Raw genomic sequence first — 16,642 nt, forward strand, 5'->3', positions numbered from 1 at the left:
CGAGATGCCGCAGGACCACAGACCCGCCAAGTCCGTACGCGTCCTGCTCGCCGAGGACCAGGGCATGATGCGCGGCGCGCTCGCCCTGCTGCTCGGGCTCGAGCCGGACATCGAGGTGGTGGCGCAGGTGGGCGCGGGCGACGAGATCGTGGCGGCCGCGCTGTCGTCCCGGCCCGATGTGGCGCTCCTGGACATCGAACTCCCGGGCCGCAGCGGCCTGGACGCGGCGGCCGACCTGCGCGAGGAGGTGCCGGACTGCCGGGTACTGATCCTCACCACCTTCGGCCGTCCCGGCTATCTGCGCCGTGCGATGGAGGCCGGGGCGGCGGGTTTCCTGGTCAAGGACGGGCCGGTCGAGGAACTCGCCGACGCGGTCCGCCGGGTGCTGACCGGTGAGACCGTCATCGACCCGGCGCTGGCCGCCGCCGCTCTGAGCGCGGGACCGAGCCCGCTGACCGCCCGGGAACGCGATGCGCTGATCGCCTCGGTGGACGGGGCGACGGTCGCCGACATCGCGCAGAAGCTGCATCTGTCGGAGTCCACGGTCCGCAACTACCTCTCCTCGGCTATCGGCAAGACGGGGACCCGCAACCGGATGGAGGCGGTCCGGGCCGCTCGCCGGCAGGGCTGGCTCTGAGCCGGAGCATCCTTCGGCTCCACGCACCACCTGCTTCGTTCCGTACCGTGACCCGGGGGCCAGACCATTTCCACGACATCGCGCGCAGCCGTTCTCCGGAGCGGGCTGCCCGTCTGGCCGCTGCCCGTGCTGTGGACCCTGGCCCTGGGTGTCTGGGGGCTGTCCCGGCAGAACAGCGTGTGGCGGGACGAGGCCGCGACCTGGGATGTGGCCCTGCGGTCGACCGGCGAGATCCGCCACATGCTGACGCACATAGACGCGGTGCACGGGTGCTACTACCTGCTGATGCACGGGCTGTTCGAATGGTTCGGGCCGAGTACCGCGACCCTGCGGCTGCCGTCCGTCCTGGCCATGGCGGTGGCGGCGGCCTGTGTGACGGTCATCGGACAGCGGCTCGCCGGGCCCTGGGCGGGCCTGGCGGGAGGGATGGTGTTCGGTCTGCTTCCGGCCGTGCAGTTCTATCTCCAGGAGGGCCGCCCGTACGCCCTGGTCGCGGCCGGGGCCGGGATCTCGACGCTGCTGCTGGTGACCGTGCTCGAGGGTCGCGGCCGGGGGCTGCACTGGGTGGCGTACGGCTCCACGGTCCTGGTCTGCGCCCTGCTGAACTGGCTGTCGCTGCTGATCCTGCCCGCGCACCTGGCGACGCTGGCCTGGACGGGGGCCGGGCGCGGCGTCCGGGTGCGCTGGGCACTGGCCTCGGCGGCCGCGGTGGCGGGTGCGCTGCCGCTGGTCCTGTTCAGCCGGAGCCAGTCGGGGCAGGTGTCGTGGATACCTCCGCTGACCTGGCACATGATGATCGGCCCGGCGGTGCTGCTGGCGATCGGCGGCGTGGGGGCCCTGCTCGGCCGGCGGCGGGCGGGCCGGCTGTCGGCGGCGGCTGTCGGGTTACCCCTGCTGGCGGTGCCTCAGCTCGGCCTGATCGGTGTCTCCCTGGTCAAGCCGATGTTCCTGGACCGGTATGTGCTGTTCAGCCTGCTGGGTCTGGCGCTGCTGATCGGCGCCGGGCTCGACGCGACGGTACGGGCGGCCTCGCCGCGGTTCCCCCGGGCGGTGAAATGGCTCGTCCCCGTGCTGGTCGCCGTGTCGGCGGTGGCTCTGCTGCCGCAGTCACTGACCAAGCGCTCGCCGGAGAGCCGGGTGGACGATGTGCTGGCCATGTCGGCGGACGTGCGCCGGCTCAAGGGGGCGGGAACGGCGGTGGTGTTCGTCCCGGCGACGCGGCGCGATGCCCAGCAGGTCTCCCCCGGCGCGTTCACCGGTCTGCGGGACATAGCCCTGGTGCGGAGCCCGGAGGAGTCCGGGACGCTGAAGGGCGTGGAGGCGGACCCGGCGCACATACGGGACGCGATGCTGGCCCAGCGCAGGATACTGCTGGTGACGGACGCGCCGGATGTGGCGCTGCCGATCACCGTGCGGCGCGACAAGGTGAAACTGGCCGTGCTGAAGAGGTACTTCACCGTGGTCACGGACGAGCAGGTGCGGGGCCGGCGGGTAACGCTGTACGAACGGCGCGCCGCGTAGCGGACACCCCCGGGCGCCGCACCCTGAGCCCGGTGCGGACCACCGCTGTACGGCCTACCGCTGTACGGCCTACCGCTGTACGGACGACCGCTGTACGGACGACCGGTGGCGCGGCAGCCACAACACCATCAGGAGCAGGCCGCCCAGCAGTACGGTGCCCGCCGTCCGGAAGGCCAGTGCGTAGCCGGCGGTGAGGTCCACCGGGCCCGCGCCGCCGCCCGTCCGGGCCGCGGCGACCGTGGAGAGCACGGCCAGGCCGAGGGCGCCGCCCATCGTGCGGGAGGTGTTGACGAGGCCGGAGACCAGGCCCGCTTCCCCGGGGGCCGCGCCCGAGGTGGCGAGGGAGGCGAGCGGGGTGGCAGCGAGGCCGGTGCCGGCCATCATGAGCACGCCGGGCAGACAGACCGTGGTGAGGTAGGAGCCGTCGGCCGTCATCGTGGACTGCCAGCCGAAGCCGGCGGCGGCGACCGCCGTGCCGATGAGCGCGAGGTTCTTCGCCCCGACGCGGGCCATCAGCCGCGGTGCCCCCTTGGATCCCAGCACGATGGCCAACGAGGTGGGCATCAGGGCGAGTCCGGCCTCCAGCGCGCTGTAGCCCAGCACGTTCTGCGCGTACACGGTCATGAAGTACCACATCGAGAACGTGGCCGAGCCGATCGTGAACATCGCGACGTTCGCCGAGGCCACCGCCCGTGACCCGAGTACCCGCAGCGGCATCAGCGGCTTGGCCGTCCGGGCCTCCACCAGGACGAACAGGGCGAGCAGCGCCGCCCCGCCCAGCAGCGGAACCAGGGTCGCGGTCGCGGTCCAGCCCGACTCCTCGGTCTGCACGATGCCGTACGCGACCGAGGCCAGGCCCGCCGTGACGAGCATCGCGCCCAGGAGGTCGATGCGGCTGCGCCCGCCGGCCCGGCCCTCGGCGAGCCACAGCGCGGCGCCGGTCAGGACGAGCACCCCGACGGGCACGTTGATCAGCAGGACCCAGCGCCAGGACAGCGCGTCGGTGAGTACCCCGCCGATCAGTCCGCCGGCCGCGCCGCCGCCGGCGCCGACCGCCATCCAGGTGCCGATGGCCCTGGTCCTGGCGGGTCCCTCGGGGACGGCAGCGGTGAGCAGGGTGAGGGTCGCGGGGGCGAGCACCGCCGCGCCGAGCCCCTGCGCGGCGCGGGCGGCGAGCAACTGCCAGCCTTCCTGGGCCAGTCCGCCGCCGAGGGAGGCGGCGGTGAACAGGCCGAGGCCGACGAGGAACATCCGCTTGCGGCCGTAGAGGTCGGCGGCCCGCCCGCCGAGCAGCATGAACCCGGCGAACGCGATCGAGTAGGCGTTGAGCACCCACTGCAGTCCCGCGGCGCTCAGCCCCAGGTCGGTCCGCATGGACGGGAGCGCGACATTGACGACGGACACATCGAGCACGACGAGGAACTGCCCGGTGCAGGCGGCGAGCACGACGGCCCAAGTGCGGGTGCGGGTACGGCCGGTGCGGCGTGTGGGCGTCGAGACGTCAACCATGAACGTCATACTCGCAGCCGCCCCGCACCCCGTACATCGGTTTCCGGACCGTACCGGCCTCGGTCCGGGGGCGTAGGCCCCGGACCCCACCAGGACCTCAGCGGCGCAGGAGTGTCACCACCGCCGCGCCGCCGAGACCGATGTTGTGGGCGAGCCCGGTCCGGGCGTCCGGGACCTGGCGCGGGCCCGCCTCGCCCCGCAGCTGCCAGGTGAGTTCGGCGGCCTGGGCGATGCCGGTGGCGCCGAGCGGGTGCCCCTTGGAGATCAGTCCGCCGGACGGGTTGACCACCCAGCGGCCGCCGTAGGTGGTGGCTCCGGACTCGACGAGCGCCCCGGACTCGCCCTCGCCGCACAGTCCGAGCGCCTCGTAGGTGAGGAGTTCGTTGATGGAGAAGCAGTCGTGGAGCTCGATGACGTCGAGGTCGTCGGCGCCGACGCCCGCGGTCTCGTACACCTGCCGTGCCGCCTCCCGCGACATGGGCAGGCCGACCGCGTCGATGCAGGTCCCGGAGGCGAAGGAGGCCTCCGTGTCGGTCGTCATGGCCTGGGCGGCGATCTCGACGGCCCGGTCGCCGAGGTCGTGGCGCTCGACGAAGCGTTCCGACACGACGACGGCCGCGGCCGCCCCGTCGGAGGTCGGTGAGCACTGGAGCCGGGTCAGCGGGCGGTGGATCGGCTTGGCGGCGAGGACTTCGTCGACCGTGTAGGAGTCCTGGAACTGGGCGTACGGGTTGTTCGCCGAGTGGCGGTGGTTCTTGGCGGCGACGGCGGCGAGCTGCGCCTCGGTGGTGCCGTAGCGCTCCATGTGCTCCCGGGCGGCGTTGCCGAAGATCTGGGCGGTGGGCGGGGTCATCTCGAAGCCGTGGGCGGCGGCCATGATCCCGTAGTGCCGGGCGACCGGGGAGGTCTTGAAATCGCCCGCGCCGCCGTCGGAACCGCCGCCGCCGAGCGATCCGCGCGCCATCTTCTCGAAGCCCAGCGCGAGGACGCAGTCGCTGCCGCCTCCCTCGACGAACTGGCGGGCCATCATCAGCGCGGTGGAGCCGGTGGCGCAGTTGTTGTTGACGTTGTAGACGGGCACTCCGGTCAGCCCGAGCTCGTAGACGGCGCGCTGCCCGGCGGTGGAGGCCTGGAAGCAGTAGCCGACGACGGCCTGCTGGATGTCCCCGTACGCGACCGAGGCATCGGTGAGCGCGGCGGTCCCGGCCTCCCTGACCATGTCCCAGTACTGCCAGTCGCGGGTCTCGGGCTTCTCGAACTTCGTCATCCCGACGCCGACGATGTATGCCTTCATGGTGGTGTCCCTTCGGAGGGGGTGGCCCCCTCTCAGTCCCTTGGCAGGCCGAGGATGCGCTCGGCGACGACGTTGAGCTGAACCTGCGTGGTGCCGCCCGCGATGGTGAGGCAGCGGGACATCAGGAATCCGTGGACCGCCCGCTCCCCCGTCCCTTCGCACACCGCCCCGTCCGGGCCCAGCAGTTCGAGGGTGAGCTCGGCGACCCTCTGCTGGTGGGCGGTCTGGACGAGCTTGCGTACGGAGGCACCCGCGCCCGGCTCCAGTCCCGAGACCTGTTGCAGCGTGGTGCGCAGCGAGATGCAGGCCAGTGCGTGCGCTTCGGCGGCGAGTGCGCCGATCCGGGCCCGGCCGGCGCCGTCGAGTCCGGCGGCCCGGCCGATCAGGGCCTCCAGGCCGGTGTCGAAGGTCATCTGGTCGGCCATGTGGACGCGTTCGTTGCCCAGGGTGTTGCGGGCGACCCGCCAGCCGCCGTCGGCCTCGCCGACGAGGGCGTCCAGCGGCAGCAGCACGTCGTCGAAGTACACCTCGTTGAAGAGGGAGTCGCCGGTGATCTCCTTCAACGGGCGGATGTCGATGCCCTCGGTGTTCTTCATGTCGACGAGGAAGTAGCCGAGCCCCTGGTGCTTGGGGGCGTCCGGGTCGGTCCTGGCGAGCAGGATCCCGTGGTCGGCCCACTGGGCGGCGCTCGTCCACACCTTCTGGCCGTTGATCCGCCAGCCCTCGGGGGTCCGTTCGGCCCGGGTGCGCAGCGAGGCGAGGTCGGAGCCGGCGCCGGGCTCGGAGAACAGCTGGCACCACAGCAGTTCGCCGCGCAGGGTGGGCAGGAGGTAGCGGTCCTGCTGCGCGGGGCTCCCGTGTGCGATGAGGGAGGGCACCACCCAGGTGGCGATTCCCAGGTCGCTCAGCTTCACGCCCTGTTCGCGCAACTCCTGCTGTACGGCGAGCTGTTGTACGGGTCCGGCGTCCAGTCCGTAGGGCGCGGGCAGATGCGGGGCCGCGTAGCCGGTGGGGGCGAGGGCGCGGCGGGCGGCCTTCGGGTCGAGGCCGCGGGCGGCGGCGACGGCCTCGCGGGCCGCCGTGCGGTGGGCCGCCGCCTCGGCCGGGAGTTCCAGGGCGAGTTCGCGGCGGACCCCGTCCCCGGCGAGCCGGACGGCCCGTTGCCGGTGGTCGTCGCCCGCCCCGAGCAGCTGGCGCGCCACCAGGGCCCGGCGCAGATACAGATGGGCGTCGTGCTCCCAGGTGAATCCGATGCCGCCGAGGATCTGAATGGCGTCCTTGGCGCAGCTGTACGCGGCGTCCAGGGCGGTCGCCGCGGCGAGGGCGGCGGTCAGAGCCCGTACGTCCTGCGGCTCACCGGCCGCGCGGGCGGCGTCCCAGGCCAGGGCGCGGGCCTGTTCGAGGCGTACGAGCATGTCGGCGCACAGATGCTTGACGCCCTGGAACTGTCCGATGGGCCGGCCGAACTGCTCCCGGGCCTTGGCGTGTTCGGTGGCGGTGTCCAGCGAACGGGCCGCGGTGCCGCACGCCTCGGCGGCGAGCAGGACGGCGGCGAGGTCGCGGACGAGCCCGGAGCCGGTGTCCAGCGCCCGTGCGGCGGGAACCAGGACACCGTCGGCGCGGACCGCGGCGGTCGGCCGGGTGGGGTCGGCGCTGCGGTGCGGGCGCACGGTCAGGCCCGGTGCACCGGCGTCGACGGCGAACCAGCGGATGCCGGTGGCCGAGGCGGCCGGGAGCAGCAGGAGGCCGGCCTCGGCGCCGGAGAGGACGGGTGGCGGTTCGCCGTCGAGGAGGTGGCCGTCCTCGTGCTCGACGGCGGTGAGGCTGCCGGGGCCGAGGGCGACGGCCCCGATGCGGGTGCCGGCCGCCAGTTCGCGCACCAGCTCACCGGCGCCGGAGGCGTGCAGGACGGCCGAGGCGAGGGAGCTCGCCAGGTACGGGCCGGGGAGTGCGGCGCGGCCGGCCTCCTCCAGGACGACGGCCAGATCGAGGAGGCCGCCGCCTCCTCCTCCGTACTCCTCGGGCAGATGGATGCCGAGCAGCCCCTGCTCGGCGAGTCCGTCCCAGTACGCGGGGCGTGCGCCGGCGGTGGCGGGGGCGTCCGCGTCGAGCAGTTTGCGGACTTCTCCGGGCGGTACGGCGCGCGCCAGCCACCCCCGTACGGCCTTCGCGAGCTCCCTGTGTTCTTCGGTGATTCCGATGCCCATGCGGATCCTCGCCGGTCGCAGCCACTGGAACGGCGCAAGAGTAGAACACGTTCCAATCTGACGGAAGGTCAGATGCCTGCCGACTTACGGCCGGGCGGGAATCCGGGCAGGCCGCCTTGACCTGTTCTTGCCCTATTCACCGGAATACCCCGGGCGTCCGGAAGGTTTCACCGTGCACGTACTTGGCGGTCAGCGCTGTCCGCCGCAGGGACCGCGTTCCCGCCCACCCCCCTCCCCTTCCGCTGCCCGGAGGCCGCACGTATGCAACAACCGACGCACGAACAGCCCGCCGCGGAGCTTCCTGATCCACGGACGCCGAAGGCGGGCGGCAGCATCGTCCCCGTGCTCGCCTTCGCGGGCATCACCGTCGCGGTGATGCAGACCCTGCTCGTCCCCGTCATCAAGGACCTGCCCGCCCTCCTGAACACCGACCCGTCCAACGCGACCTGGGTGATGACCGCCACGCTGCTCGCCGGCGCTGTCTCCACCCCGATCATGGGGCGGCTCGGGGACCTCAACGGCAAGCGCCGGATGCTGCTGGCCAGTCTCGCCGTGATGGTCGTCGGCTCGCTGATATGCGCCTTCACCGACGATCTCGTGATCATGATCGTGGGCCGCGCGCTCCAGGGCTTCGCCATGGGAGCCATCCCGCTCGGCATCGGGATCATGCGCGACGAGCTGCCGCGCGAGAAGCTCGGCTCGGCGATGGCCCTGATGAGCTCATCGATCGGGGTGGGCGGCGGACTCGCGCTGCCCGCCGCAGCGCTGGTCGCCCAGCACGCCGACTGGCACACCCTCTTCTTCGGCTCGGCCGGCCTCGGTGTGCTCGCCATGGCGCTGACCCTGCTGGCCGTACCGGAGAGCTCGCTGCGGGCCCCGGGCCGCTTCGACATCACCGGCGCACTCGGTCTCTCGCTCGGCCTGGTCCTCCTGCTGCTGCCCATCACCAAGGGCAGCGACTGGGGCTGGACCTCGGCCACCACGCTCGGGCTGATCGCCGCCGCCCTGGTGGTGCTGGTGCTCTGGGGTCTGTTCGAGCTGCGCAGCGACGCACCGCTGGTCGACCTGCGGACCACGGCCCGGCGCGAGGTGCTGCTCACCAACCTCGCCTCGATCATGGTCGGCGTCGCCTTCTACGCCGTCTCGCTGGTCCTGCCGCAGCTGCTCCAGCTCCCGACGTCCACGGGTTACGGTCTCGGCCAGTCCATGGTGGTCGCCGGCCTGTGCGTGGCCCCGCTCGGCCTGACGATGATGTTCGTCGCCCCCGTGTACGCCCGGATCTCCGCCCGGTACGGCCCCAAGACGACCCTGATGCTCGGCATGCTGGTCATCGCGATCGGTTACGGGGCCGGGCTCGGCCTGATGAGCGCCGCCTGGCAGACCATCGTCATCGCGGTGCTGCTCGGGGCCGGTATCGGACTCGCGTACTCCTCGCTGCCCGCACTGATCATCGGGGCCGTGGACGCCTCCGAGACGGGCGCGGCCAACGGCCTGAACACCCTGATGCGCTCGATCGGCACCTCGGTGTCGAGCGCGGTCATCGGGATGGTGCTGGCGAACACCTCGGTGCGGATGGGGCCGGTCTCGGTGCCCAGCATGGAGGGGTTCCGGACCTCGTTCATGATCGCGACGGGTGCGGTGCTGGCCGGTCTCGTACTGGCGGCGTTCCTGCCGTCGCAGCGCGGGGCCGCCGCGCCGGCGCTGCTGGCGAGCAGCGCGGGCGACGCCGCCGCGCGCGAGGCCGGCCACCCGCTCCCCGCCGTCCCGCACCCCTACGCCGGCTCCGACGGATTCCGCGGCCGGGTGCTGGAGGCGGACGGGACGCCGGTGGCCGGTGCCAACGTCACCCTGATCGACCGGCACGGCCGGCAGGCCGGACTCACCACGACGGACGCACAGGGCCGCTACGCCCTCGCCGCCCCGGGCAGCGGCAGCTTCGTCCTGGCCGGATCGGCCGCCGGATACGCGCCGCGGGCCCGCCCCGCGTCCTACCAGGCGGCCGGTCCGCGGACCGAGACGGACCTGGTGCTGACGCTCAGCGCACCGGAGCGTCGAACCGCGCTGCGGTCGTGAGCAGATGAGAGACGTCCGTCCCCGCCGGGAGCTCCTGCGGCTGCGCGCCGCGGGTGAACAACCGGGCGGGGCGGGCGCCCTGGACGCGGGCCTGGCGCCCGTTGACCCGCAGCCATGACCCCTCGCGCAGACCGAGCACGGGGACGTCGTTCTCCTCGAGGAACTCGGTGAGCCGCTCCTCGCGGGTCTCGCCCTTGTGGGTGCTGTCGGGGTCCGGGTCCAGGTAGTGCGGGTTGACTTGGAACGGGACGAGGCCGAGCGTCTCGAAGGACGGCGGCTGCACGATGGGCATGTCGTTGGTCGTACGGAGGGTGGGCGCCGCCATGTTCGTCCCCGCGCTGGCCCCCATGTACGGGAGCCCCTCGCGCACCGCCGCGGTGACGGCCTCGCGCAGCCCGGTCCGGTAGAGCGCGCTCAGCAGCCGGAAGGAGTTGCCGCCGCCGATGAACACCGCGTCGGACGCGGCGAGTTCGGCGACCGGGTCGGCGTTCTCGTGGACCCCGCGGACGCTGATCCCGGCCGGTTCGAGGGCGTCACGGACGCGCGTGGTGTACGTGGTGTAGTCGGCGAGCGCGTAGGGCACGAAGGCCAGCCGGGCCCCGGAGGGCAGGAAGGCGGCGACCGTGTCGAGGGCGTGTTCCAGGTAACCGCAGCCGTGCTGGGTGGAGTTGGAGAGCAGGAGCAGATTCACGGGGTTCCTCTTCGGTTCTCTTCAGGCCGGGCGGTGCGGGTGCGGGGGCCCGGCCCCGGGTCATGTGGTGACGGCGCCGGCGGCCCGGCCCCGCGTCAGGCGGTGCGGGTGCGGCGGGCCTTGGGCTTCGGGCGCTGGGGCGGGTGGGTGAGGCGCTTCTCCAGCAGTTCGGCGGCCTTCCGGAGCGGTTCGAGACGGTTCTCCGGCGCCCCCTCGAAGCGTTCCCTGGCACCGCCCAGACTGAGACTTCCGTACGGTTCACGCCCGAGGAAGACCGGTACGGCGACGGTCGCGACGCCGGTGTCGTACTCGCCGACCGTCCAGGCGTACCCCTGGGCGCGGACCTGGAGGAGCTCCTTCTCCAGCACGTCCGGATCGGTGACGGTCCGGTCGGTGAAGCGGGCCATCGGGCGTCCCCGGAAGAGCCGGTGGCGCTGTTCGTCCGGCAGGTACGCGTAGAACGACTTACTGGTCGCCCCGGCGTGCGCCGGGTAGAGCTCACCGACCAGGGGGTAGTAGCGCAGCGGCCCGGTCTCGCCCTCCTCGGCGGCCACGCACCGCATGTGGAAGCTGTCCGGCAGGCAGAACAGCACGGTGTCACCGGTGACCCGGCGCAGCTCCTCCAGGACCGGACCGGCCAGCAGCTCCAGCGAACCGGAGCGCTCCCAGAGCCGGCCCAGGCGCAGCACCGCGGGGCCGATGCGGTAGCGGCGGGTGGCCGGGTCGGAGACCAGGAAGCCGCGCCCCGCGAGGGTGGCGAGCAGCCGCTGGGCGACCGAGGTGTCCCAGCCGAACTCCTCGGCCACCTCCGTGACGCCCCAGTCGGGCCGGGTCCGCTCGAACGCGAGCAGCACCAGGAGCGCCCGGTCGACGGTTTGCAGGGCCCCGGCGGGGGTGCGCCGGTCCAGATCGTAGTCCGCCACTGGATCTCACCATTCAGGCTTGAGTTGCAAATAACGGGAAACAGTTGCGTTCAACGCTATCCGATCCCGACTCTGCTCTCAGCACCCCGTCCGGCACCCCACTCCCTGCCGGGCGCCGGACGGGTGTGATGGATGCGCGAGAAAGGCCCCCCATGTTGAAGTACGTACTGGACATCGTCGACCTGCTCGACGATCCCCAGGTCAATGGCAAGACGGTCGTCGAGTACCTCGACTCCGTGGCGGGGGCCGAGGGCTCGTCCGCGGAGGTCACCACGGTCGCCGGCGAGCAGGGTTCGACGGACTTCGTGATGGTCCGCATCCCCGGCTCCCGGGGACGTACGGCCGGGGGCGACGCCCGCACGCTGGGCGTCGTCGGCCGGCTCGGCGGCATCGGCGCCCGGCCTGAGGTGACCGGCCTGGTCTCCGACGCCGACGGCGCGGTCTCGGCCGTCGCCACCGCGGCGAAGCTGCTGGACATGCGCCGCCGCGGCGATGTGCTGCCCGGCGATGTGATCGTCGCCACCCACATCTGCCCGAACGCGCCGACCGAGCCGCACGACCCGGTGCCGTTCATGGGTTCGCCCGTGGACATCGCCACCATGAACCGGCACGAGGTGACCGGCGAGATGGAGGCCGTGCTCTCCATCGACACCACCAAGGGCAACCGGATCATCAACCACAAGGGCCTCGCCCTGTCGCCCACCGTCAAGGAGGGCTGGGTGCTCCGGGTCAGCGAGCAGCTCGGCGAGCTGCTCGCCGTGGTGACCGGTGAGCCGTTGGTCACTTACCCGGTGACCACACAGGACATCACGCCGTACGGTAATGGGGCACACCACATCAATTCGATCCTTCAGCCCTCCACCGCGACGGCCGCCCCCGTCGTCGGGCTGGCCATCACCTCGGCCGCCGCGGTGCCCGGCTGCGGTACGGGCGCGAGTCACGAGAGCGACATCGCGTCCGCCGCCCGCTACGCCGTGGAGGTCGCCAAGGCCTACGGCGGCGGCAACCTGGACTTCCACGACGCGGTGGAGTTCGACAGTCTCGTCAATCGCTACGGGTCGCTGGCTCACCTGCAGACCTTCGGCCGTACACCCCAGGAGTCCTGATGGCAGCCGCCCCGCAGGCCGACGCCGTGGTCCAGGAGACCAAGAGCATCGGCAGTGACGACTACTCACTCTCTCGCGTCCCGCGTGACAAGCGGTTCGGCTTCTGGTCCATGCTGCTCCAGTGGCTGGCCCAGTCCGGTTCGATCTCGCAGTTCACGCTGGGCGCCACCATCGGCGTCGGCATGACCTTCGGAGACGCCTTCCTCGCCTTCACGCTCGGCGCGGTGATCCTGGAGGTCGTGATCTTCGCGATCGGCCTGGCCGGTATGCGCGAGGGTCTCGCGACCCCGATGCTGACCCGCTGGGTGGGCTTCGGCCGCAACGGCTCCGCGCTGGTCAGCTTCGTCATCGCGGTCAGCCTGGTGGGCTGGTTCGGCGTCCAGAACACGATCTTCGGCAACAGCGTCTCGGCGCTGGTCGGCGGACCGGCCTGGATGTGGTGCGTGTTCGCGGGCATCGCCATCACCGCGCTGGTGATCTTCGGCTTCAAGTACATGGCCAACTTCGCGAAGATCGTCACCCCGCTCTTCTTCGCGATGGTCGCCTGGTCCGTCATCACCACGCTGAACGACCACTCCTTCAGCGACCTGATCAACTCGCCGCCGCCCGGCGAAACGATTCCCCTCGCCGTCGCCGCCACCGCCATCGCGGGCGGCTACATGACGGGCGCGATCGTCTCCCCGGAGATGACCCGGTACAACAAGAAGGGCTCGCACGTCTTCCTGCAGAGCGCTTCCTCGATGATCCTCTCCGAGTACATCGTCGGCATGACCGGCGTGCTCCTGGGCCACCTGGTCAAGAGCAACGAGGTCTCGCACATCGTGCTCTCCACCTCCGGCGCCTTCGGCGTCATCGTGGTCCTGATGTCCACGGCGAAGATCAACGACTGGAACCTGTACGGCTCCTCGCTGGGCGTCGTCAACTTCTTCCAGGTCGTCTTCGGCAAGCGCGTCCACCGCGGCGCGGTCACGATCGCCCTCGGCATCGCGGGCACGGTCCTGTCCGCGGTCGGGATCATGACCCACTTCACCGAGTTCCTGACGATCCTCGGCGTCGCCATCCCGCCGATCGGCGGCATCATCGTGGCCGAGTACTGGGTCGTGAAGAAGATGCGCAAGCCGCTGGACGACACCCGGGAGTCCGAGACCCTCCCGAAGTCCTCGCCGACCTGGGTCCCGATGTCGATCGCCATCTGGATCGCGGCGTTCTGTGTCGGCAAGTTCTACGACGGCGGCATCCCCGCCCTGAACTCGCTGGCCACCGCCTTCGTCCTGTACAGCGTCCTCGGCCTGCTGGGCTGGGTGCGGCCGTACGGCACCTCCACCCTGGACGACGACGAGGGCGACGCCGCCCCCGCCGCCCGCACCACCACCTCCGTGGGAGCAGCATGAGCACCGCCCCCGGCCCCGCCGCACCCCTGGTCCCGGCCTCCGACGAGGCCCAGGCCGAGGTCGTGGACCTCTGCGCCGAACTGATCCGCTTCGACACCTCCAACCCCACGAGCAACGAGCGCGCGAGCGCCGAGTGGGTGGTGGGCCGGCTCGCCGAGGTGGGCATCGCCTCGGAGCTCATCGAGTCCGCCCCGGGCCGGGCCAGCGTCATCGCCCGGATCGCGGGCCGCGACCCCGGGCGCGGCGCCCTGCTGGTCCACGGCCACCTGGACGTGGTGCCCGCCGACGCCTCCGAGTGGCAGGTGCCGCCGTTCTCCGGCGAGATCCGGGACGGCTACCTCTGGGGCCGCGGCGCGATCGACATGAAGGACACGGTGGCCGTCATGCTGGCCACCGCCCGTCACTTCGCCCGCACCGGCACCACGCCCTCGCGCGACCTGGTCCTGGCCTTCCTCGCCGACGAGGAGGCGGGCGGCAAGTTCGGCGCCCACTGGCTGGTCGAGCACCGCCCGGAGCTGTTCGCCGGGGTCACCGAGGCGATCGGCGAGGGCGGCGGGTTCTCCTTCGCCATCGACGACACCCGCCGCCTGTACCCGATCGAGAACGCCCAGCGCGGTATGGCCTGGATGGAGCTCACCGCGACCGGCCGGGCCGGCCACGGCTCGTCCCCCAACGACGAGAACGCGGTCACCGACCTCGCCGAGTCGCTGACCCGGATCGGCCGCGAGACCTTCCCGATCCGGCTGATCGAGCCGGTCCGCGCGCTGCTCGAGGAGGCCGCCCACCTCTACGGCGTGGAGTTCGACGAGAACGACATCGAGTCCAGCCTGGCGAAGCTGGGCCCGGTCTCGGAGTTCATGCAGGTGGTGCTCCGCAACTCGGCGAACCCCACCATGTTCAACGCCGGTTACCAGACCAACGTGATCCCCGGGAAGGCGACCGCCCGCGTCGACGGCCGCTTCCTGCCCGGCCACGAGCAGGAGCTGATCGACACGATCGACAAGCTGCTGCTGCCCTCGGTCACCCGCGAGTGGGTCAACCACGACATCGCGATGGAGACCACGTTCGACGGCCCGCTCGTCGACGCCATGTGCGACGCGGTCCGCGCCGAGGACCCGGACGGCCACCCGGTGCCGTACTGCAACCCCGGCGGTACGGACGCCAAGGCGTTCACCCACCTCGGCATCCGCTGCTTCGGCTTCAAGGGCCTGAAGCTCCCGCACGACCTGGACTACGGCCGCCTGTTCCACGGCGTGGACGAGCGCGTCCCGCTGGAGGGACTGCGCTTCGGCGTCCGCGTCATGACCCGACTCTGGCAGAGCTGCTGACACCTCCGTCACGGCTCGGCCAGGGGCCCGCCCCGACCCGGGCTCACCCCTCCCGTACGCCCCCGCCGGTTTTGCCGGCGGGGGCGTACGGCGTTGCGCCCGGGCACCCCACGGACATTCACGGGCACTTCACCGGAAGGTCGGCCAGCTCCCCCCTCCGCCTGGTCCGCACTGCCTAACGTCGATGGTTCAGACCGGTTACCGGTCTGTTATCAACACCTTTCGCAGACAAGGAACCTCCGTGAGACTCACCCCTCTCGTGATCGCCGTGTCCTGTGCGGCGCTCGCCGCCCCGGCCGCCGCCCACGCCCAGCCGCACCCCTCGGCGCCGCCGGCCGCACCCGGCGTCAGCGTCCCCGGCGGACGGTACGACCACACGGTGAAGCTGGACTTCCGTGCCGAGCGCGGCACCACCGTCCGCTACACGCTGGACGGCACGGCCCCGACCCGCACGAGCCGCGCCTACTCCCCCGGCCGGCCGCTGCGGATCTCCCAGGACACCAACGTCACGGCCGTCGCCTTCCACGGCAGGCAGGCCAGTGTGCCCGTGGCGTACGGCTATCTGATCAAGACGAAGGAGAAGCCGCTCGCCCGCTTCGTCGTCATGTCGGACGTCCATGTCGGCGACCACGAGCACAACGACAAGAAGTACGAGAGCTTCTTCGACACCATCGGCTCGATCTTCCCGGACCCCGACGCGATCCTGTCCAACGGCGACATGATCAACGACAACGGCGACGGCAAGGGCCCGGACCACCGCATCGTGTCGGACATCTTCCAGTCCAACCTGAAGCGCAAGGGCATGACCGGCACCCAGCTGCTCATCTCCAACGGCAACCACGACGCGAGCCTCGCCGCGATCCGGTCCGGATACCCGCGGGCCTGGTTCCCGGACTCGGGCGGCGGCTACTACGAGTCCGAGGTCAAGGGCGTCCACCTGTTCACGGTGAACACCGAGACGTACAACAGCGACGCCACGCAGCGCGCCTGGCTGAAGAGCCGGCTGGCCGCGCTCACCGCCGCCCCTGGAGGCGTCGGCCGGCCGGTCCTGGTGCAGGGCCACCGGCCCACGACCGGCACCACGATGGACGGCCAGCAGGCGTCCAACCCGAAGCTGGCCGAGGACCTGAGCGCCTTCCCGCAGGCGATCCTGTTCTCCGGCCACTCGCACCTCAACATCAACGACGAACGCTCCATCCACCAGCGCGACTTCACCTCCGTCAACGACGGATCGATGTCGTACGTGGAGATCGACCACGGGTATCAGATGGTGACCGGGAACGGCCTCGCCGACCGCTTCGAGACCCCCACCGCCCAGGCGCTCTTCGTCGAGGTCTACAAGGACCGTACGGAGATCGACCGGATCAACATGGCCGCCGACAAGCACGACATCTACACCGGCGGACAGTGGTCGGCGAGCTGGCAGCCGCCGTACGCGAGCGCCGGCACGCTGAGCGGTCCGGGCTGGACCGTACGGCTGAAGGGCTCGACGAACCAGCAGATCAAGGACAACTTCCGGTACACGGACGCCGAACGCAACACCGTGGCACCGAAGTTCACCGACCGGAGGCCGCTGACGCCGGTACGCGGCGCGGACGGCGCCACTGCGCTGCGGATCACGCAGGCCACGGACGACCAGATGGTCCACCACTACGAGGTCGGCGTCACGGACACCACGACCGGCGCACAGGCCGTCTCCGCCAAGGTGCTGTCCGACTTCACCTTCATGCCGCGCCCCGCCTTCCTGGACATCCCCGTCAAGGACGCGGTGGCGGGCCACCGCTACCAGGCGCGGGTCGTCGCCGTCGACGCGTACGGCAACGCCTCGCCCGCCGTGTCGCTGGCCTTCACCGGCTGAGGCTCCCGGCCCGCCGCACGCCCCCGCCGACGATGCCGGCGGGGGCGTGCGGCACGATGGGGCGCCGTCGAAGCCGTACCCGCACCGCCGTCCCCACCAGGAGG

The 16,642-nt window shown here is 71.7% G+C and carries 12 protein-coding genes; 7 read left to right on the plus strand and 5 right to left on the minus strand.

The annotated features are described in order from the left end of the window. Positions 1-4: 4 nt before the first annotated feature. Both OG782_RS10465 and OG782_RS10470 read left to right on the plus strand, forming a co-directional pair. Positions 5-637: a response regulator gene (locus OG782_RS10465; protein ID WP_406458977.1), complete on the plus strand. Its 633-nt coding sequence runs from the start codon at positions 5-7 to the stop codon at positions 635-637. A gap of 126 nt (positions 638-763) precedes the next feature. Continuing rightward, positions 764-2,158 carry a hypothetical protein gene (locus OG782_RS10470; protein ID WP_406449592.1) on the plus strand — a complete coding sequence of 465 codons (1,395 nt, stop codon included), beginning with the start codon at positions 764-766 and terminating at the stop codon, positions 2,156-2,158. A 69-nt stretch (positions 2,159-2,227) separates the two neighbouring features. Here OG782_RS10470 and OG782_RS10475 read toward each other — a convergent pair whose 3' ends face one another. The 3 genes from OG782_RS10475 to OG782_RS10485 all read right to left on the minus strand — a co-directional run bounded on the left by OG782_RS10475 (position 2,228) and on the right by OG782_RS10485 (position 7,168). Continuing rightward, positions 2,228-3,676, minus strand: a complete 1,449-nt coding sequence (locus tag OG782_RS10475) for an MFS transporter (RefSeq protein WP_406449594.1) — start codon at positions 3,674-3,676, stop codon at positions 2,228-2,230. Between the two features lie 88 nt (positions 3,677-3,764). Further along, positions 3,765-4,961 carry a lipid-transfer protein gene (locus OG782_RS10480; RefSeq protein ID WP_406449596.1) on the minus strand — a complete coding sequence of 399 codons (1,197 nt, stop codon included), beginning with the start codon at positions 4,959-4,961 and terminating at the stop codon, positions 3,765-3,767. A gap of 32 nt (positions 4,962-4,993) precedes the next feature. Beyond that, entirely contained in the window at positions 4,994-7,168 is a 2,175-nt protein-coding gene (locus tag OG782_RS10485) for an acyl-CoA dehydrogenase (RefSeq protein ID WP_406449598.1), read from the minus strand. 261 nt (positions 7,169-7,429) lie between these two features. Here OG782_RS10485 and OG782_RS10490 point away from each other — a divergent pair, with 261 nt between their 5' ends. Continuing rightward, positions 7,430-9,241, plus strand: coding sequence for an MFS transporter (locus OG782_RS10490; RefSeq protein ID WP_406449600.1), 1,812 nt, complete (start codon positions 7,430-7,432; stop codon positions 9,239-9,241). On the opposite strand, the gene pepE is transcribed toward OG782_RS10490, so the two are convergent. Beyond that, on the minus strand, positions 9,204-9,932 hold the full coding sequence (gene pepE, locus OG782_RS10495) for a dipeptidase PepE (RefSeq protein WP_406449602.1): 729 nt from the start codon (positions 9,930-9,932) through the stop codon (positions 9,204-9,206). The genes OG782_RS10490 and pepE overlap by 38 nt on opposite strands. Before the next feature lie 95 nt (positions 9,933-10,027). Then, complete coding sequence (locus OG782_RS10500; RefSeq protein WP_406449604.1) at positions 10,028-10,855, minus strand: IclR family transcriptional regulator; 828 nt, start codon at positions 10,853-10,855, stop codon at positions 10,028-10,030. A gap of 152 nt (positions 10,856-11,007) precedes the next feature. Here OG782_RS10500 and OG782_RS10505 point away from each other — a divergent pair, with 152 nt between their 5' ends. The 4 genes from OG782_RS10505 (at position 11,008) to OG782_RS10520 (ending at position 16,538) form a co-directional block, all read left to right on the plus strand. Next, positions 11,008-11,961, plus strand: a complete 954-nt coding sequence (locus OG782_RS10505) for a DUF1177 domain-containing protein (protein ID WP_406449606.1) — start codon at positions 11,008-11,010, stop codon at positions 11,959-11,961. Next, entirely contained in the window at positions 11,961-13,352 is a 1,392-nt protein-coding gene (locus OG782_RS10510; protein ID WP_406449608.1) for a cytosine permease, read from the plus strand. Before OG782_RS10505 ends, OG782_RS10510 begins: the two co-directional genes overlap by 1 nt. Beyond that, positions 13,349-14,680 carry a M20/M25/M40 family metallo-hydrolase gene (locus OG782_RS10515; RefSeq protein ID WP_406449610.1) on the plus strand — a complete coding sequence of 444 codons (1,332 nt, stop codon included), beginning with the start codon at positions 13,349-13,351 and terminating at the stop codon, positions 14,678-14,680. Before OG782_RS10510 ends, OG782_RS10515 begins: the two co-directional genes overlap by 4 nt. A gap of 241 nt (positions 14,681-14,921) precedes the next feature. After that, positions 14,922-16,538 (plus strand): chitobiase/beta-hexosaminidase C-terminal domain-containing protein, encoded by a 1,617-nt coding sequence (locus OG782_RS10520; RefSeq protein ID WP_406449612.1) that lies wholly within the window; start codon positions 14,922-14,924, stop codon positions 16,536-16,538. Positions 16,539-16,642 lie beyond the last annotated feature (104 nt).

The sequence above is a fragment of the Streptomyces sp. NBC_00876 genome (assembly GCF_045207435.1).
GTDB lineage: Bacteria > Actinomycetota > Actinomycetes > Streptomycetales > Streptomycetaceae > Streptomyces.

What these genes read in the sequence shown, in the direction of transcription:
- OG782_RS10465 (WP_406458977.1), top strand. Translation starts at nt 5, where the DNA reads ATGCCGCAGGACCACAGACCCGCCAAGTCCGTACGCGTCCTGCTCGCC.
- OG782_RS10485 (WP_406449598.1), bottom strand. Translation starts at nt 7,168, where the DNA reads ATGGGCATCGGAATCACCGAAGAACACAGGGAGCTCGCGAAGGCCGTA.
- OG782_RS10510 (WP_406449608.1), top strand. Translation starts at nt 11,961, where the DNA reads ATGGCAGCCGCCCCGCAGGCCGACGCCGTGGTCCAGGAGACCAAGAGC.
- OG782_RS10490 (WP_406449600.1), top strand. Translation starts at nt 7,430, where the DNA reads ATGCAACAACCGACGCACGAACAGCCCGCCGCGGAGCTTCCTGATCCA.
- OG782_RS10515 (WP_406449610.1), top strand. Translation starts at nt 13,349, where the DNA reads ATGAGCACCGCCCCCGGCCCCGCCGCACCCCTGGTCCCGGCCTCCGAC.
- OG782_RS10505 (WP_406449606.1), top strand. Translation starts at nt 11,008, where the DNA reads ATGTTGAAGTACGTACTGGACATCGTCGACCTGCTCGACGATCCCCAG.
- OG782_RS10475 (WP_406449594.1), bottom strand. Translation starts at nt 3,676, where the DNA reads ATGACGTTCATGGTTGACGTCTCGACGCCCACACGCCGCACCGGCCGT.
- OG782_RS10480 (WP_406449596.1), bottom strand. Translation starts at nt 4,961, where the DNA reads ATGAAGGCATACATCGTCGGCGTCGGGATGACGAAGTTCGAGAAGCCC.